This window comes from Nocardioides sp. IC4_145 (assembly GCF_011250565.1).
In the GTDB taxonomy this organism is placed as follows: domain Bacteria; phylum Actinomycetota; class Actinomycetes; order Propionibacteriales; family Nocardioidaceae; genus Nocardioides.
Genome location: NZ_JAANMS010000070.1, coordinates 1 through 17,563 on the forward strand (window position 1 = coordinate 1; position 17,563 = coordinate 17,563).

Consider the following 17,563-nt stretch of genomic DNA (forward strand, 5'->3'; position numbering starts at 1 on the left):
CGGAGTCCGCGGGTCGGGGGCGGGCCGCGCGACGACCACCACGGGCAGGCCGAGGCCGGCGGCCGCCTGCAGCTTCGGCCAGGTGTGGGTGCCGCCGGAGTCCTTGGTGACCAGCACGTCGGCGCGGTGGCGGCGTAGCACGGACAGCTCGCCCTCCAACGTGTACGGCCCGCGGCTGGCGAGCAGCTCCCATGCCGGCGGCAGGTCGAGGTCGGGCGGGTCGACCACGCGAGCCAGCACCGCCAGCCCGCCCAGGTCGGGCACGAACGAGGCCAGCTCCTGCCGCCCGACGGTCAGGAACGGCCGCCCGCCCAGGGTCGCGGTGAGCGCCGCGGCCTCGGCGTGCGTGGCGACGTACCGCCAGGCGGGGTCGGGCTCCCACCCGGGTCGCTCCAGCCGCAGCAGCGGGACGTCCTCGGCGGTGCATGCCGCGACGGCGTTCGCGCTGATCCCGCGTGCGAAGGGGTGCGTCGCGTCGACCACCACGTCGTACGCCGCCAGGACGGCGCGCAGGCCGGACACTCCGCCGAACCCTCCGACGCGGACCGGCCCGACGGGCAGCCGCGGCCGCGCCACCCGACCGGCCAGGGAGGAGGTGACGTCGACCCCGGCGTCGACGAGGAGCCGCGCGAGCTCGCGGGCCTCGGCCGTACCGCCGAGCAGCAGGACCCTCATCGGACGAGCCCCAGCTCGAGCATGGGCAGGCCGGCGGGCGCGCCGCCGCGGGCCAGCGCGAACAGCGCGTCGACGTCGAGGTGCTCCTCGACGAGGTCGGCCAGCAGCTCGAGCCGCCGCTCGCGGGCCGCGGGGAACGAGACGCCGGACGGCGGCAGGCCCACCGCGTCCGCGAGGTACGCCGTCCGGAACTCGTCGCCCTCGAGGCTGCCGTGCCACATCGTCCCGACGACCGGCCCGACGCGGGCCCCGCCGAGGAGGTCCTCGACGCCCGCGGACCGGGTGACCCGGCCATGGTGGATCTCGTAGCCGCTCGTGCGCGCGCCGAGCGCCTCGCCCGACGGCAGCCGCAGCACCTTCTCGCGACCGAACGTCGTGGTCACCGGCAACAGGCCGAGCCCGGCGACGCGCGATCCGGGCGGGCCCTCGACGCCCTCGGGGTCGTGGACCGCGGTGCCGAGCATCTGGAAGCCGCCGCAGATGCCCAGCACGGGCCGGCCGGCGCGGGCGTGCCGCTCGATCGCGAGGTCGAGGCCGCGGGCGCGCAGCCACGCGAGGTCGGCCAGGGTGGCGCGCGTCCCGGGCAGGACGACGAGGTGGGCGTCGGCCAGGTCGCGCGGGTGCGAGGCGAAGACGACGTCGAGGTCCGGTTCGAGGCCGAGCGCGTCGACGTCGGTGAAGTTGCTGATCCGCGGCAGCCGGACGACCGCGACGCGGACCCGGTCGTCGGCCCGGGCGCGCCGGCCCCCGAGGTCGAGGGCGTCCTCGGAGTCCAGCCAGACGTCGGGGTGCCACGGCAGCACGCCGTGCACGGGGCGCCCGGTGAGCTCCTGCAGCCGCTCCAGCCCCGGGCGCAGCAGCCCGAGGTCGCCGCGGAACTTGTTGACCACGAAGCCCGCCACCAGGGCCTGGTCGGCCGGCTCCAGCACCGCCAGCGTCCCGAGCATCGCGGCGAACAGGCCGCCGCGGTCGATGTCGCCGACGACCACCACCGGCAGGCCGGCGTGGCGGGCCAGGCCCATGTTGACGTAGTCGCTCGCGCGGAGGTTCACCTCGGCCGGGCTGCCGGCGCCCTCCGCGACCACGACGTCGTACCGCGAGACCAGCTCGTCGTACGCCGCGTGCGCGGCCGCCGCGAGGTGCCGTCGACCGGTCGCGAAGTCGGTCGCGGACACCTCGCCGGCCGGCCGCCCCCTGAGCACGACGTGGCTGCGACGGTCCGAGCCGGGCTTGAGGAGCACCGGGTTCATCGCCGGCTCGGGAGCGGCACGGGCGGCCAGGGCCTGCACCCACTGCGCCCGGCCGATCTCGGCCGGGGTGCCGTCGCGGTCGTGGCAGACCATCGAGTTGTTCGACATGTTCTGGGCCTTGTAGGGCGCGACCGACACCCCGCGGCGGGCGAACGCGCGGCACAGTCCGGTCGTCACCACAGACTTGCCCGCGTCGGAGGTGGTGCCGGCGACGAGCAGGCCGCTCATGCCGGTGCTCGAAGCAGGAAGCAGTCCATCACCCAGCCGGCCTCCGCGCGGGCGGCCTCACGGGCGGCGTGGACCGAGCCGAGCACGTCGCCGACCCGGCCGGCGACCAGCCGCTCGCCGAGCGCACCGAGGTTGGCGCCCCACCAGATCGACCAGTCGGGGAGCGCGGCGAGCCTCTCGAGGCTCGCCCCGGACCCGAGCATGACGACGAGGTTCCGCTGGCCGGCGGCGACGTCCTTGGCGAGCCGTCGCGCGGTCGTGAGGTGCACGGGCTGCCCGACCTCGTGCAGCACGACCCGGTGCCGCGCGGCGAGCACCTGGGGCGCGCTGATGCCAGGCACCACGTCCCAGGTGAGCGGCGTCCGCTCGGCTGCCCGGTCGAGCACCCTCAGCGTGGAGTCGTAGAGCGAGGGGTCGCCCCAGACCAGGTACGTCGCCGTGCCACCCCGCGCGCCGAGCACCCGGGCCCACGCGTCCGCCCGGGCCGCGTGCCAGGCTGCCACCGCGCCGGGGTAGTCGCCCGGGTCGGCGCGGTCGCGCTCCGCGTCGACCACCTCGACGAGGTCGAGCCCGTGGTCGGTCGCCACCCGCCGGCGTACCTCCAGCAGCTCGTCGTGCTCGTCCTTGCGGACCGCGACGACGTAGTCGGAGCCCGCCAGCGCGGCTGCTCCCTCGGCGGTGAGGTGCTGGGGTCCCATGCCCAGGCCGACGACGTGGACGTGCGTCACCGGTCACCGTCCTCGAGGTCGCCCTCGACCTCGAGGTACACCTTCTGCATGGACGCGAGCGTCTCGGCGTCCGGCTCGGCCCACAGCCCGCGGTCGGCGGCCTCGTGCAGCCGCTCGACGATGCCCCGCAGCGCCCACGGGTTCGAGCGGCGCAGGAACTCCTGGTTGGTCTCGTCGAGCACGTAGGAGGCGGCCAACGACTCGTACATCCAGTCGTGCACCACGCCCGCGGTCGCGTCGAAGCCGAAGAGGTAGTCCACCGTCGCGGCCAGCTCGAAGGCGCCCTTGTAGCCGTGCCGCTGCATCGCCGCGATCCAGCGCGGGTTGACCACCCGCGCCCGGAAGACGCGGTTGGTCTCCTCCTGCAGCGAGCGCGTCCGCACCGCGTCGGGGGTGGTCGAGTCGCCGACGTACGCCTTCGGGTCCGTGCCGGTCAGCGCGCGGACCGTGGCGACCATGCCGCCGTGGTACTGGAAGTAGTCGTCGGAGTCGGCGATGTCGTGCTCGGCGGAGTCGACGTTCTTGGCCGCCACCTTGATCCGGCGGTACGCCGTGCGCATGTCGTCGGCGGCCGGCGCACCGTCGAGGCCGCGGCCGTAGGCGAAGCCGCCCCACGCGGTGTACACCTCGGCCAGGTCGGCGTCGTCGCGCCAGCTGCCCGACTCGACGACCTGCAGGATGCCGGCGCCGTAGGAGCCCGGCTTGGAGCCGAAGATGCGCGTGGTGGCGCGTCGCTCGTCGCCGTGCTCGGCGAGGTCGGCGCGGGCGTGGGCACGGACGTAGTTGAGCCCATCGGGCTCGTCGAGCCCCGCGACCAGGCGCACCGCGTCGTCGAGCATCGCCACCACGTGCGGGAACGCGTCGCGGAAGAACCCCGAGATCCGCACGGTCACGTCGATCCGGGGCCGGCCGAGCTCCACGAGGTCGATCACGGCGAGCTCGCTGACGCGACGCGACATCTCGTCCCAGACCGGTCGCACGCCGAGCAGTGCGAGCACCTCGGCCACGTCGTCGCCGGAGGTGCGCATCGCACTGGTGCCCCACACCGACAGGCCCACCGAGGTGGGGTGCTCGCCGGTCTCCTCGAGGTAGCGCTGCACCAGCGACTCGGCCATCGCCTGCCCGGTCTCCCAGGCCAGCCGCGACGGGACGGCGCGCGGGTCCACGGTGTAGAAGTTGCGGCCGGTCGGCAGCACGTTGACCAGGCCCCGCAGCGGTGACCCCGACGGGCCGGCGGCGACGTACCCACCGTCGAGCGCGTGCAGCAGCGCGTCCATCTCGTCGGTCGTGGCCGCCAGCCGGGGGACCACCTCGGTGACGGCGAAGCGCAGCGCGGCGCGGACGCCCGCGTCCCCGTGCAGCGCGTCGACCGCGTCCGGGTCCCACCCGGCGTCGGCCAACGCCGTCACCAGCCCGCGGGCCTGCTCCTCGACGGCGTCGACCTCGGCCGTGCTTGCGCCCTCGGCCAACCCGAGGGCGGTGCGCAGGCCGGGCACGGCGTGGCCGACGCCGCCCCACACCTGGGAGGCCCGCAGGATCGCGAGGACCAGGTTGACCAGCGCCTCGCCGGTCGGTGGCTGGCCCAGCACGTGCAGGCCGTCGCGGATCTGGACGTCCTTGATCTCGCACAGCCAGCCGTCGACGTGCAGCAGGAAGTCGTCGAAGTCGTCGTCCTCGGGCCGCTCCTCGAGACCGAGGTCGCGGTGGAGCTCGGCGGCCTTCATCAGCTGCCAGATCTCGCCCCGGATCGCCGGCAGCTTGGCCGGGTCCATCGCGGCGATGTTGCCGTGCTCGTCGAGCAGCTGCTCGAGCCGGGCGATGTCGCCGTAGGACTCCGCCCGCGCCATCGGCGGGACCAGGTGGTCGACGATCGTCGCGTGCGCGCGCCGCTTGGCCTGCGCGCCCTCGCCGGGGTCGTTGACCAGGAACGGGTAGAACAGCGGCAGGTCGCCCAGCACCGCGTCCGTGCCACACGCCGCCGACAGCGCGGCGTTCTTGCCCGGCAGCCACTCGAGCGACCCGTGCTTGCCGACGTGGACCACCGCGTGGGCGCCGAAGCCGCCCTCGGCCTCGGGCGCTTCCAGCCAGCGGTACGCCGCGAGGTAGTGGTGCGTGGGGGCGAGGTCGGGGTCGTGGTAGATCGCGACCGGGTTCTCCCCGAAGCCGCGCGGCGGCTGGATCATCAGCACGACGTTGCCCGCCACCAGCGTGGCCAGCACGAGCTCGCCGGCGTCGTTGACGAAGAGGCTGCCCGGCGCCTCGCCCCACGCGGCGGCGATCTCCTCGCGCAGCGCAGCCGGCAGGTGCGCCGTCCACGCGGCGTACTGCTCGGGCGACACGCGCACGTGGGCGTCGGTCAGCTGGCCGGAGGTGAGCCACTCCTCGTCCTGCCCGCCCGCGGCGATCAGGGCGTGGATGAGCGCGTCCCCGGCCTCGGTGTCGTCCTCGAGGTCGAGGCCGGGCACGGCACCGGGGCCGCCGAGGTCGTAGCCGGCATCGCGCAGCCGGCGCAGCAGGCGGACCGTGGAGACGGGGGTGTCGAGCCCGACGGCGTTGCCGATCCGCGAGTGCTTGGTGGGGTACGCCGACAGCACCAGCGCCACCTTCTTCTCGCCGTTCGGCACGTGGCGGAGGCGGGCGTGGTTGACCGCGAGGCCGGCGACCCGTCGGCAGCGCTCCTCGTCGGCGACGTAGCGGGGGAGCCCGTCGGGGTCGACCTCCTTGAAGGAGAACGGCACGGTGATGATCCGACCGTCGAACTCCGGGATGGCCACCTGGTTGGCCGAGTCCAGCGGCGTGACGCCGTCGTCGTTGGCCTCCCACTCCGCGCGGCTGCTGGTCAGGCAGAGCCCCTGCAGCACGGGCACGTCCAGCGCCGCGATCCGCTCCACGTCCCATGCCTCGTCGTCGCCGCCCGCGCTCGCCGACGCCGGCACGCTGCCACCGGCCGCCAGCACGGTGACGACCAACGCGTCGAAGGTCGCCAGCGTCGTGAACAGCTCGTCGGGCGCGCTGCGCAGGGAGCCAGCGAAGACCGGCACGCCGACGGCGGTGCCGGTCGCGTCGACGGCGTCGGCCAAGGCGTGGACGAAGCCGGTGTTCCCGCTGCTGTGGTGGGCGCGGTAGTAGAGGATCCCCACCCGCGGCAGGTCCGCGTCACTGGTGCCCCTGCCGCCGGTCGGCGCGGGCCGCTCGGCGACGCCCCACGCAGGGATCGCCCGCGGCGGCTCGAACCCCTCGCCGGTGAGCAGCACGGTGTCGGAGAGGAACGCGTGCAGCTGGGCGAGGTTCTCCGGGCCGCCCTCGGCCAGGTAGCGGTGCGCCTCGGCCGCGACCCCCATCGGCACCGACGAGAGCTCCATCAGCTCGGCGTTCGGCTGCTGCTCGCCGCCCAGCACCACGAGCGGGACACCGGTCTCGCGGATCCGGCGGAACCCGCTGCACAGGTCCTGGGGGCCGCCGAGGATGCGTGCGACCACGAGGTCGGCACCCTCGAGGGCCGCGGCCATGACTTGGTGCGCGGGCCGGGCGGGGTTGGCCAGCGTGTAGCCGGCGCCCGAGGCCCGCGCCGAGAGCAGGTCGGTGTCGGACGTGGACAGCAGGCAGATGCGGGCAGGGTCGGCCATGGCCGGGTCCTCCTCCGGGGTTCTCGCCCCGTCGAACGGTCGGATCAGACCCACGACGAGTGTCTGGCTGGCGACCCGGAGGTCGCGTCACAGTGGCGGAACCGCCCCGGAGTCTCACCGGGTTCCTGCGCAGCGGGCGTGGCCGGAGCCTACGGGACCCGCAGCGGCCCGCCCGGCGGGGCATCCGCTGTGGACCAGGTCCGGCTACGGCTTGGACTTCCACACGCGCACGTAGTCCACCTTGAGCGTTGCGGGCAGCCTGCGTTCAGGACGACTGAGCCCGTTGTTCAGGATGATGTAGTGGCGGGACCCCGTGACGCCGGTCTTGTGCCTGCCGACCTTGCGACCGTCGTAGTAGAACGTCACGCGGCCAGGTCTCCAGTCCGCTCCGAAGGTGTGCCAGCCCCCGCCGCCGGGCATCCTGCCGTCCCAGCGGTCCGGGTAGCCGCCAGCGCTGCCGCCGGCCCAGTGGTAGTGCCAGGCGACCGAGTCGCCGAGGCACTCCATGATGTCGATCTCCCCGTCCTCGGGGTGCTGCTTGCCGTTCAGCCAGAAGGCCGGCCAGTTCGGCCCACAGCTCCCGACGTCTCCGAGCGACGGGTCGGTGTTGGCCCGCAGGAAGATCCGCGCCTCCGCGTAGCCGTAGCGGAACTGGTAGTCGTGGAACGACTGGACCAGGCCCGAGGCGTAGCGGTACTTCCTGCCTCGGTTGTCGACGGTGTCGCGTCTCACGGCACGCAGGTGCAGCTTGCCCCGAGCCACCCGGACCTGCCGGGGGTGGTACGCCGCGATCTCGGCGCTGTTCACCGGCTTGGTGACCTCGCGGTCGGACCCGGCCAGCCAGTTCGGCCGCCACTTGTCGCGGTCGAGGCGGGTGCCGCGGAACTCGTCGCGGAAGACGAGGCGCCACCGGCCCGGCACCCCGACGGGCCGCACGGTCGACGAGCGGGGCTCGGCCGCGACGACGGACCTCGCGGATCCGCCGGAGGTGTTCCGGTCCGACGAGGCTGCGAGCGACCCCAGGAGGAGGCTCAGGCCCAGGAGGACCAGGAGCGGGAGAGGGGAGCGGGGGCGTGCTGCCACGGGTTCAACCCAGTCGGTCGGGAACCGGGGTGACCTCGTGCACCCCTTGCCGCGCCAGGTTACCGCCTGGCCGTCACGGCCTGACCAGGCTGAGGACCTGGCTCAGGGCCAGCACGAGCACGACGAGTCCCTGCGCCGACGCGACCACCGCCAGCACCCGGTCCTGGTCCCTGGTCTCGCCCGGGTGGTGCGCCTGCAGCATGGAGAGCAGGCCCAGGAGGGCGATGAGGCACAGCAGCGGAACAGCGGCACTCACCTGCGCTCACCCCTGCCCGACGTCCAGGGCGCGGCGCCGGGCCCGGCGCTCGACCGCCACCTCCGTCGCCGCGGCCACGACGGTGAGCTCCGCCAAGCCGATGAGGCCCGCCAGCGGACTCCACACACCGGCGAGGAGCATGACCTGGGCGACGACGACCGCCAGGGCGCAGCTGATCGCGATCGACAAGGTCACCGCGAACAACGGGGAGGGCGGTCGCAGCAGGCCCACGACCGCCGACCCCGGGCAGACCAGCACGAACCAGAGGACCAGCGCCGGCTGGACCGGCGCGCCCAACCCGCCGAGCGCGACGGCGACGGCGGCGACGCCGGAGAGCGTCGTCACCCAGGCCCGGAGCATCACCGAGTCCTCCAGGAGCCTCATGGGGCCGGACCTCCGGCCGGTGCGCCGGCGAGCTGGAAGACGGTGGCGTCCCGGTTCTCGAAGACCACCCGGAAGCGCGGCGAGGACCTCAGGGCCTGCACGATCGCCAGCAGCCCGTTCCCCGGCACCTCGCCCCGCGCCGTCGTGGCGGCGACCTGGGAGCGGGTGATGATCAGGTAGGAGGCGCGGTAGCCGTCGGTGTCGCTCATCCAGCGGGTCATCACCCCCACCGGGTCCGCGAGGATCCGTCGGATGTCCTCGGGGTCCTCCTGGGCGATCGGGACGTAGGTGAAGCGCTCGTAGTCGCGGAACTGGGAGGGGTAGTTGCGCGAGCCCTCGACCAGCAGCGTGTCCGGGGGCGCGTTGTCGTGGACGTACTCAGCGGCAGCCACCTCCTCGGGCGTGAAGTGGTACTGGCGGTCGTTGCCGAACTGAGCGACCCCGAAGCCCAGGACCAGGTAGACCGACGTGAGGCCCACCACGAGCGCGCGGTGCCGCCGGGCGGCGGTCCCGGGCGGCCAGAGGAGGAGGGCGGCGAAGTAGACCAGCCCCGGCAGGGCGAACAGGTACGCCCGGAACACCACCTCGTTGCCGTACGCGCTGAACCCGACGATGAGGGCGGGCACCGCGGCCAGGACGATCGCGGGCCGGGCGCGCCGGGACCGCCACGAGACGAGGAACCCGCACGCGGCGAGCGCGCACAGGACGCCTGTGAACACCCGCGTCACCAGCGAGACCACCACCTGTCCACTGCTCGCGGTCCCGTAGCCGATCAAGGTGCTGTCGAGGTTGGTGGTCACGGCGCCCACCTCGCCGAGGGCCTCGGCAAGGGCGGTGCGGGTGTACGGCTCAGCGACGTACAGCACCCATGCCGCCAGCACGGCCGCCATGAACCAGGGCAGGGTCCGCAGGCTCGTCTGCCGCGAGGCGACCAGGGCGGTCAGCATCAGCACGGTGATCACCGGTGTCAGCTGGTGGGTGCTGGCGATGCAGACGAGGAGCAGCAGGACCACCGCGCACATGCCGACCCTGCGTGCCGGGGTCGCCGGTGGCGGCGCGCGCAGGGAGGACCGGCCCGGGAACCAGCGCAGCAGCACGGCCAGCACCAGCAGGTACCAGACGACGTTGATCCCCTGCGGGGAGAAGTAGCCCTGGCCCACCCAGTTGCCCAGGACGAACAACCAGCCACCGACCGCCCGGGTCCGGGGGTCCTCGGTCAAGGCGGCCAGGACGGCGAGCACCGCCCCGAGCGCGAGCAGGTTGAGGAACAGCTCGGCAGCGGCTGCGTAGTCGAGGCTGCTCTCCAGCCCGGCCACGTCGGTGAGCATGGCGTTGCCGGCGAAGAAGCCCGGCCAGCTGTGGTAGATCGGCAGCACCCCGATGTGCGGGTCGACCGTGCCGGTGCGGTCGATGTAGTCGACGATCCCCGCGTGCTTCCAGGCCCAGGAGTAGCGCGGCGTCATGCCGTAGGCCAGCAGCGGCGTGCTGAAGGCGAGGGTGGACAGGGCCAGGGGGTACGCCGTCAGCAACCATCCGGGGGACGTGGGCCGGGCGAGGGCGCGCGCGAAGCTGAACAGCAACAGGGCCATCGCCACCGCCGCCGTCCAGGGCAGCACCGAGACGAGGCCCAGGTCGGTCATCGCGCTCGGGTCGACCGACCGCAGGGCGACGACCCACAGGACGCCCACGACGCCGAGCTCGGCGAGCGAGCCCGCTTCGCGCGTCCGGAGCAGGCGCCCGACCTGCTGCAGCGGTGGCGGCGCGAGCTCGCTCCCCAGGACGGCGTTCACGCGTCCGTCCTGGCCGTCACGGGGGAAGGCTCCGGCGCCGCCGCGTGGCTCTGCGCCTGGCTCCGCACCTGGTGCAGCACCGGGCGGACGTTGCGGGCCGCCCACCAGCCGCCGGGGGAGTAGTGCCCGGTCTTGGTGACGATGCCAGCGACGTGGTCCAGCCAGGCCAGCAGGACCAGGGACGGATCGCCGAGCGCGTCCTCGCCGGACCCGGGCCGCGCGAGCAGGTCACGGACCAGGTCGCCCAGCTCGCGGTCCTCGCGGAGCATCCGGACGGTCAGGAGGAAGTGTGTGGAGTCGACCTCGGCCAGCCCGTCCGGGCGGGCCCGCTCCCAGTCGATGACGCCGGAGACGTGCCGGCCATCGTCGGACAGGACCACGTTCCCGGGCGCGAGGTCGCCATGGGTCCAGCACCGCGTCACCACCCGTCCCGCGAGCCCTCGGCGCAGCGCTTCCCGCAGCGCACCGGTCGCGTCGGCCGTGGCCGGGTCGGCGAGCCACCGTTCGAGGGTGGCGACGGGCTCGTCCACCCAGGTGGCCAGCAGGTGCTCGTCCACGACGGTGTCGCGCCCGGTGTGCTCGTGCAGCGAGCCGACCCGGTCCAGCACGACCGCCACGGGGTCGGCCAGGCCTGCGGGGTGGGCCAGGACGAGCCTGCCGTCCTGGCCGTCGACGTAGCGCTCGACCACCGCCGCGCGGCCTGCGGCGTCCCGCCCGGTCGCCAGCGTCCGTGGCAGCAGCGCTGCCCAACCGGCAGGCAGGCGCGGATCGGACGCGAGGGACCGCACCGCCCGGTGCGAGCTCGTCAGCGCCTCGGACCCGCGGGCGGTGAGGGCGAGCTTGAGCACCCCCTCCGCGGTCGACCCACCCACCTCGGCGACCACCACGTCGCCCACGGTGGGAAGCACGCGGCGTACCTGCCAGCGCTGGTCGAGGCTGAGGGTGGCCGCGAGGTCGGGGTAAACGCCTCGCAGGAGCCGGTCCCGACCCCGCCCGTGGAGCGCGGCGCGGACGCGGCTCGCTGCGCAGGCGGCGAGCGCCACGGGCCGACCACCGACCCGGGGCAGCCACACGGGTCGCAGCACGGTGCCGAGCAGGAGGACCGCCGCCACCGACTGGGTGCCCAACCACGCGAGACCGAGCCCGGCCAGCCCCGAGGTGCGCAGCAGCACCCAGATCAGCGCGAGCGCGGTGGCGTGCACAGCCACGGTGACGAGGAGCAGCCGACGCATGCGCCGGCGGACCCGCTCGACCGCGGTGTAGACCACGACGACCGCCGTCGGCAGGGTCGACAGCGCCAGCAGGCGCAGCACGGTGGTCCCCCCGTCGGCGTACTCGGCCCCGAACAGGCGCATCAGCAGCGGCGCGAGCAGGACCGTCGCTGCGACCAGCGGCGCCAGGATCGAGATCGTGTGCACGAGCGCGCGCCAGCTGTACTCGTCGAGCCGCGCGGTGTCGCCCGCCCCCTCGACCAGCAGCGACGTGGCCATGCTCCGGCTGACCAGGTAGAGCGAGTAGGAGATGCTCCAGGCGAGGGTGAAGTACGCCGCGGTCGCAGCACCGGAGACCTCCAGCACGAGGAGGGGCAGGGCGCTGGTCACGCCGGTGCTGACGAGTGCAACGACGTAGTCGAGGCAGGCGAACCGGGCGACCTGGCGCGCGGTCGCGGGCTGTGCCGCCGAGGCGGTGCGCGCGACGTGGCGGGGAACCAGCTGCCGGGCCAGCAGCACGCCGAGCACCACCAGGACCGCGACCACCGGGACCGTCCACGCGACGAAGACCCCCGAGGAGGCGACGGCGACCGCCGGGACCAGGAGGGCCAGCAGCCTGAGCGCCCCGAGCGCCGCGTTCTTCACCAGCACCCAGTCCGACCGGCGCAGTCCCGACAGCGCGCCGTCCTGGAGCACGAACAGGGTCCAGAGCACCAGCGCGACGACGAACCAGGCGTCGAGCCGCGGGTCGCCGGTCCCGAGGGGGAGCGACGGTGCCCACCACCGGGCGCCGGCGACGAAGAGCGAGCCCAGCACGGCGGCGGCGGCCGCGGCGGCCAGGAGGCACGCCAGGATCATCCGGTCGCTGTGGCGCCCAGCGGTGGGCAGGAACCGCGCGAGGACGTTGGCGAGATCGAGCTGGGCGAGCGTCGACAGCAGGGCGAGGGCGGCCACGAGGGCGGAGCCGATCCCCACCTCCTCCACCGGGAAACGTCGCGCGGCCAGCACCCAGAAGGCCATCCCGAGCACCGCGCTCGCCCCCGAGTTGAGGACCAGTGCGTAGCCGTTGCGCAGCAAGGGGTGGCCCAGGCGGTCGGCGAGCCGGCCGGTGCGCCGCGGCGCGATCGGGGCGCCCGGCAGCGGCCGCTCAGCCATCACGAACCCCCAGGGCCCGCTTCACGGCGGTGCGTCCCGCCAGGTCGAGGCGGCTGAGGGGCAGCCGCTCGAGGTAGTACTCCTCGTAGGGGTGCGCCACGGCTCCGAACCGGCTCTTGAACTGGTGGAGACCGGCCGACGAGCCGGACTCGCCCATGAGGTACCAGCGGCACCCGGCCTCGCAGGCGGCCTGGATCGCGCGGGCGTGCAAGAGGCGGTTGGCCTGGGTCTGCGCGGCGAGCCGCTCGTCCATCGCCCCGCGCGTGTAGTGGGCGTTGCGACCCTGCAGGACCAGGATCGCAGCCACCGGTCGGCCTGCGTGGCGGGCGACGGACACCCGGCAGGACGCGCCCATGGCCGCGGCGATCGCCTGCAGCTTGGCCGGCGGGTCCCGCCGGGCCAGCCGGGCCTGCGCCAACCGGGCGGGCTCGTGCTGGCGCGCAGCCCAGCGGTCGACGGACCGCCGGAGGAGCTGGTGCAGCTCCGGGACGAGACGTCCGGTGGTGTCGGTCTCGACCTCGACCCCCAACCGCTCCGCCTTGCGGACCTGGCTTCGGGTCGCCGCCCGGAACCGTTCCCGCCAGACGCGGTCGAATCCACCGTCGAGGTCGAGCACGTGCGCGCACGACGGCTTGGTCGAGACCCCCCGTCGCCCGGCCACGGCCATCGACCACTCGGCAGCGTGCAGGGGGTGGGGGCGCAGGTGCACCCGGAGGGACGGCAGCGCCACCAGGTCGTCGACCACGGCGGTGATCGCGTCGGCGGTGACGCCGCCGTCGACGAGCGGGCCGCCGAAGCCCCAGCTCGCCGGCATCGAGTCGAAGGCGGCTGCGCGGCCGGTCCGGCGGGCGCTGCGGACGAGAGGGAGCAGCGCTCGGCGGCCGTCGACGAGCTCGTAGCACCTGCTGTTGTCGACGTACCGGCCGGTGGAGCACAGGGCCTCGATCCACGCGGGAGACTGCGTGGGCAGGGCGTCGGGGTCGGACGCCAGCAGCTCGTGCCAGGTCCGGCGGTCGACCGGACCGTCGCCGTCGGTCCGTGCGCTCGCCCCGCCGGTGCTGGTCACCTCGCACCTCGTCCCGCCCGTGCCGTGACGATGACCCGACGGGTCCGCCGGGCCGCCCGCCACGCGACCGTCCGCAGCCGCGGCCGGTGCGGGGCGTGGGGGATGCCCTCGCCCCTGAGCAGCCGGTCGAGCTCGTCGACCGTGGTGCCGGCCAGCACCATGACCCGGGCCCGGGTGAACGCGTCGTCCTCGGTGGAGGACAACGCGTGCCGGACCGCCATCGAGGACGTGTATCCGGCCTCGACCACCTGCTCCCGCACCCGCGCGCTGTAGCAGCCGTGCGGGTAGGCGAACGCCGTGACCGGTCGCTGCAGCTCCTGCTCCAGCAGGTCCTTGCTGCGGTGCACCTCCGCGCGGCACTCCGACGTGCCGAGCTCGTCGAGCCGGGGGTGCGTGTGGCTGTGCGCGCCGACCTCGATCCCTCGACGCGCGATGTCGTGCAGCTGCTCGGGGTGCAGGATCGGCCGACCCTGCTCGCGCTCGCGTGCCAGCCAGCGAGCCGTCCCGCCGACGAACGCCGTCGGCACGTACAGGGTCGCCGTCTGACGGTGCTCCTCCAGGACCGGCAGGACGGTGGAGTGGAAGTCCGCGAACCCGTCGTCGAACGTCAGGACGACCGGCCGCTCCGGCAGAGGCCGCCCCCCGGGTCGCGAGCCCTCCGCCAGCTGCGCGAGCGTGAGGCTCCGGTAGCCCCGGCGGGCGAGGTGCTCCATGTGCTCGGCGAACCGGCGGGGGTGCAGCGTCCAGGGGCGGAAGCGCGCGGACGACTCTCGCGAGACGCTGTGGTACATCAGCACCGGGACACTGGTCATCACGCCGTCCCCGCCGTCACCCGCCGTGCCTCGCCGACGCTGCGTGCGTAGGCGAACGGCCCCCGCACGATGCCGAGGAGCTGCCACGGCAGCAGGGACCAGGGGCTGCCCGCACCGGGGCCCGGGGTCGCGCGCGACGAGAGGCCGACGAGGTGGGCCACGGCACGCGGAGCGAGGCGGGCGAAGACGAGCAGGAGCGACGGCCTTCTGACCACCGTCCGCGTGAGGTAGGCGCCGAGCCCGACGCCGTACCCGAGGGCCTGCGCCCGGGCGTCGCTCGGTCGCCGCCGGTGGTGGTGGTGCACGATCGCCGACGGTTCGTACACCAGGGTGTGGCCGGCCCTGACGACGTCGACGAACGCCGCCAGGTCGTCCCCGCCCCGGCCCCGGGTGCCGGCGCCGAGGGCCGGGTCGAACCCCCCGATCCTGCGCAGCACGTCGGTCCGGAAGGCCATGTTGGCGCCGGAGCCCAGGGCCCCCGCGGCGTACGGGAACAACGGGTCGTCGGGTCGCGAGTCGTCGAGGTCGAAGGTGCGGGTCGAGAACCCCTTGCTGAAGCTGCCGTGCGCCTCGATGAGCGCCTGGCCGGGCGTCAGGAGCTCCGCCGGCCAAATCAGCCCGGTCACGCAACCGACCTCCTCGACGGCGAAGTGGTCGGCCAGGGCACGTACCCAGCCCGCGTCCACGACGACGTCGTCATCGGTGAAGGCGACGACCGGGGTGGCCACGTGGTCGAGCGCGTGGTTGTGCGCGCGGGCGAGGCCGGGCACGTCGAGCCGCAGGTAGGTCACCGCGGGGAACTCGCGACGCACCAGGTCGCGGGTCGCGTCCGTGCTGGGAGCGTTGTCCACCACGATGACGCGCAGGCCCGGGTGCTCCGTCGCGAGCACCGACCGCAGGCACCGCCGCAGCTCGTGGGGGCGGTCGCGGGTCGCGACGACCACGGTGACCGCGGGACCGGTCCTGCTCGGGGGTCCGGCTGGTCCACCGGGAACCCGAGACGTCTTCGGGGACGCCGTTGCCGTCGTCATCGCGGTGCGGATCTCGGCGAGGTCCGAGGATGCGATCCGGCCGTCCTCGAGCGGTACGTCCACGCTCCCGACCGGTCGACCGGCATGCCGCACGAGGACACGCGCCCGGCGGTAGCCCGGTGCCGGTGGCGGCGGGGAGGGGTCGGTGAGCTCGAGCTGGAGCAACCGCACAGGCAGGAAGTCGCTCTGGACCGCGGCTGGTGCGCGGCCGAGCAGCCCGCCTGTCCTCGCCAGGCCGTATCCGGCCGTGGTGAGCAGCAGGCCGAGGGCCATCGCCCCCGCGCGTGCCGCGCCGAAGGGGTCGCGGCGCCGAAGCGTGTCCCCGAGGCTCGCGACCACGCTCCGGGGCAGCGTCCGCGTCACGTAGGAGCGCTCGGTGCGCAGCGCGTCGCCGGCGCCGACGAGCCCGGCGACGGTCGCCTTGGACCGGCCCTCGGCGAAGGTGCGCCGCGCGAAGTACCTGAGCCGCTCGCGGTCCCGCGTGACGTGGTGGTCCACGACTGCGCGCGGCTCGAAGACGATGCGCGCCCCCGGCCGACGCTGTCGGATCCGGATGCACAGCTCGGTCTCCTCGCACCCGCCCGCGGACCGGCCGACGCGGCCGACACGGGTGGAGAACGGACCGGCGTCGGCCAGCACGTCGGCACGGAACGCCATGGCGGCCCCGTGGACGTTGCGGACCTCCCCGCCGGCCGCGGGCATCCCTCGGTAGCTGCACCCGACCACCCAGTCGAACTCCGCCGGCCACCACCGGGGCCGTGCCGTCTCCCAGCGCGGCACGGCCGCACCGCCGGCCGCCACCACCGCCGGGTCCGCGAACGGAGCGGTCAGGTGCTCCAACCAGTCCGGTCGGGGCGTGGCGTCGTCGTCGAGGAAGGCGACCAGCGCGCCGGTGGACCTGGCCACCCCGGTGTTCCGGGCGCCCGAGAGCCCGGGGTCGAGCTCGTTGGCCACGACCTCGACCTGCGGCTCCCAGGCACGCCGGGCGCGGCTCAGCAGGGCTTCGTCGTGGTCGACGACGAGGACGACCTGGTCCGGGGGGCGGGTCTGGTCCTGCAGGGCGTCGACCGCGGCGGCCAGGTCGGCCCAGCGCTGCTCGGTGAAGGCGCAGACGACGACCGTGGTCGAGTCCGCCGGCCGAGCAGGGGGGACTGGCGTCCTCACGGGACGTGGGGTCCTCGTCCGTTGCTCGCGCTCCCGTGGCCCGGGAGCGGAGCACCGGGGACGGCCTGCTGAGGCCCGCCGGGCAGGTCCGGCAGGTCCGGCAGGTCGGGTGCGGCTTCCGGCACCGGCAGCCGGGGGACGTCCCCGACCTCGACGACGGAGGGCCGGTCCGGAGCCGGCAGCGTGCTGGGCAGGATCCCGGCCACCGAGCCAGGGGGCGCCGCTGCCTCGGCGGAGTAGCGGGTGGCGACCGCAGGGCACTCGCCCCAGATCGCCCGCACGATCCGGACTCCGTCGCGCAGCGCCTTCAAGTTGCTCTGGCCGTGGATGCGGCGCAGCTCGTAGCTGGGCACCTCCCAGACCTTCAACGCTCCCTTCGCGGCGCGGACGTTGAGCACCGTCTCGACCTCGAACCCCTCGCCGAGGGGTGACTCGACCGCCGGATCGGGGGCGTACATCGGACGTGGCGTGCAGAGCGCGGGGAGGCAGTCGGCCCAGAACGCGTTGTAGCCGTAGCAGAGGTCGGTGTAGCAGGTCCCGTAGACGCAGTTGACCAGGCTACGCAGCGCCCGGTTGCCCAGACGACGCGTCCGTGTGAGGTCCGCGCTGCCACCGCCCTGGACGAACCGGGAGCCCTTGGCCACGTCGGCCCCGGCGACCAGGGCCGAGACGAACCGGGGGATCTCGGCCGGATCGGCGGACCCGTCGGCGTCGAGCGTGACCAAGATGTCCCCCCGCGCCGCCACCAGGCCGATGTACAGGGCGTTGCCCTTCCCGCGGCCCGACTGCACGACGACCCGTACGTCGGGTCGCAGGCGTCGTGCCGTCTCGACGGTGCCGTCGGTGGAGCCGCCGTCGACGAGGACCACCTCGAACAAGCCCTCGGGCAGTCTCGCCATCACGAGCGGGAGGTTCTCGGCCTCGTTCAGGGTGGGGACCACCACGCTGACGCGCGGAGACCTCAGGTTCCTGTGGGCCCTGTCCGCTTCGACCGGGTGACGTCCCGGCTCATGACTGTTGCTGCTGATCTCCCACGCGTGCTGCATCGCATCGCACCCCATGCTCCTGACACGGTCCGAGCCTCCCCCGGACCGTTGTGTTGAC

Annotated in this window: 13 protein-coding genes and 1 riboswitch; all 13 genes read right to left on the reverse strand. The window is 74.3% G+C overall.

The annotated features are described in order from the left end of the window. Nucleotides 1–675: cobalt-precorrin-6A reductase (locus G6553_RS19935; protein WP_166196764.1), on the reverse strand; the 675-nt coding region annotated here is incomplete at its 3' end. Next, complete coding sequence (locus tag G6553_RS19940) at nucleotides 672–2,153, reverse strand: cobyric acid synthase (RefSeq protein WP_166196766.1); 1,482 nt, start codon at nucleotides 2,151–2,153, stop codon at nucleotides 672–674. The genes G6553_RS19935 and G6553_RS19940, both read right to left, overlap by 4 nt. Continuing rightward, the gene (gene cobF / locus G6553_RS19945) at nucleotides 2,150–2,881 is read right to left on the reverse strand and encodes a precorrin-6A synthase (deacetylating) (protein ID WP_347565825.1); all 732 of its coding nucleotides are present in this window, start codon (nucleotides 2,879–2,881) and stop codon (nucleotides 2,150–2,152) included. Before cobF ends, G6553_RS19940 begins: the two co-directional genes overlap by 4 nt. Then, a complete protein-coding gene (cobN, locus tag G6553_RS19950; RefSeq protein WP_166196768.1) occupies nucleotides 2,878–6,507 on the reverse strand; it encodes a cobaltochelatase subunit CobN in 3,630 nt (1,209 codons plus the stop codon). The genes cobF and cobN overlap by 4 nt, the downstream gene beginning before the upstream one ends. A 59-nt stretch (nucleotides 6,508–6,566) precedes the next feature. Then, a riboswitch (cobalamin riboswitch) is annotated at nucleotides 6,567–6,633 on the reverse strand. Nucleotides 6,634–6,711: 78 nt separating this feature from the next. Beyond that, nucleotides 6,712–7,590, reverse strand: a complete 879-nt coding sequence (locus G6553_RS21485) for a glycoside hydrolase family 16 protein (protein ID WP_166196770.1) — start codon at nucleotides 7,588–7,590, stop codon at nucleotides 6,712–6,714. Nucleotides 7,591–7,663: 73 nt separating this feature from the next. Then, nucleotides 7,664–7,846 (reverse strand): hypothetical protein, encoded by a 183-nt coding sequence (locus G6553_RS19960; protein WP_166196772.1) that lies wholly within the window; start codon nucleotides 7,844–7,846, stop codon nucleotides 7,664–7,666. A 6-nt stretch (nucleotides 7,847–7,852) separates the two neighbouring features. Further along, entirely contained in the window at nucleotides 7,853–8,230 is a 378-nt protein-coding gene (locus G6553_RS19965; RefSeq protein ID WP_166196774.1) for a hypothetical protein, read from the reverse strand. Further along, nucleotides 8,227–10,020, reverse strand: a complete 1,794-nt coding sequence (locus G6553_RS19970) for a hypothetical protein (RefSeq protein WP_166196776.1) — start codon at nucleotides 10,018–10,020, stop codon at nucleotides 8,227–8,229. Before G6553_RS19970 ends, G6553_RS19965 begins: the two co-directional genes overlap by 4 nt. Further along, nucleotides 10,017–12,386 (reverse strand): phosphotransferase, encoded by a 2,370-nt coding sequence (locus G6553_RS19975; protein WP_166196778.1) that lies wholly within the window; start codon nucleotides 12,384–12,386, stop codon nucleotides 10,017–10,019. Before G6553_RS19975 ends, G6553_RS19970 begins: the two co-directional genes overlap by 4 nt. Beyond that, entirely contained in the window at nucleotides 12,379–13,452 is a 1,074-nt protein-coding gene (locus G6553_RS22320; protein WP_166196779.1) for a GNAT family N-acetyltransferase, read from the reverse strand. Before G6553_RS22320 ends, G6553_RS19975 begins: the two co-directional genes overlap by 8 nt. After that, nucleotides 13,449–14,264 carry a polysaccharide deacetylase family protein gene (locus tag G6553_RS19985; protein WP_166196781.1) on the reverse strand — a complete coding sequence of 272 codons (816 nt, stop codon included), beginning with the start codon at nucleotides 14,262–14,264 and terminating at the stop codon, nucleotides 13,449–13,451. Before G6553_RS19985 ends, G6553_RS22320 begins: the two co-directional genes overlap by 4 nt. Further along, on the reverse strand, nucleotides 14,264–16,459 hold the full coding sequence (locus tag G6553_RS22325; protein ID WP_166196783.1) for a glycosyltransferase family 2 protein: 2,196 nt from the start codon (nucleotides 16,457–16,459) through the stop codon (nucleotides 14,264–14,266). The genes G6553_RS19985 and G6553_RS22325 overlap by 1 nt, the downstream gene beginning before the upstream one ends. Next, complete coding sequence (locus G6553_RS19995) at nucleotides 16,456–17,520, reverse strand: glycosyltransferase family 2 protein (RefSeq protein ID WP_347565826.1); 1,065 nt, start codon at nucleotides 17,518–17,520, stop codon at nucleotides 16,456–16,458. Before G6553_RS19995 ends, G6553_RS22325 begins: the two co-directional genes overlap by 4 nt. Nucleotides 17,521–17,563: the final 43 nt, after the last annotated feature.

Coding starts and splice junctions, on each gene's coding strand:
- G6553_RS19940 (WP_166196766.1), bottom strand. CDS start 2,153: ATGAGCGGCCTGCTCGTCGCCGGCACCACCTCCGACGCGGGCAAGTCT.
- cobN (WP_166196768.1), bottom strand. CDS start 6,507: ATGGCCGACCCTGCCCGCATCTGCCTGCTGTCCACGTCCGACACCGAC.
- G6553_RS19965 (WP_166196774.1), bottom strand. CDS start 8,230: ATGAGGCTCCTGGAGGACTCGGTGATGCTCCGGGCCTGGGTGACGACG.
- G6553_RS19975 (WP_166196778.1), bottom strand. CDS start 12,386: ATGGCTGAGCGGCCGCTGCCGGGCGCCCCGATCGCGCCGCGGCGCACC.
- G6553_RS19985 (WP_166196781.1), bottom strand. CDS start 14,264: ATGACCAGTGTCCCGGTGCTGATGTACCACAGCGTCTCGCGAGAGTCG.
- G6553_RS19995 (WP_347565826.1), bottom strand. CDS start 17,520: ATGGGGTGCGATGCGATGCAGCACGCGTGGGAGATCAGCAGCAACAGT.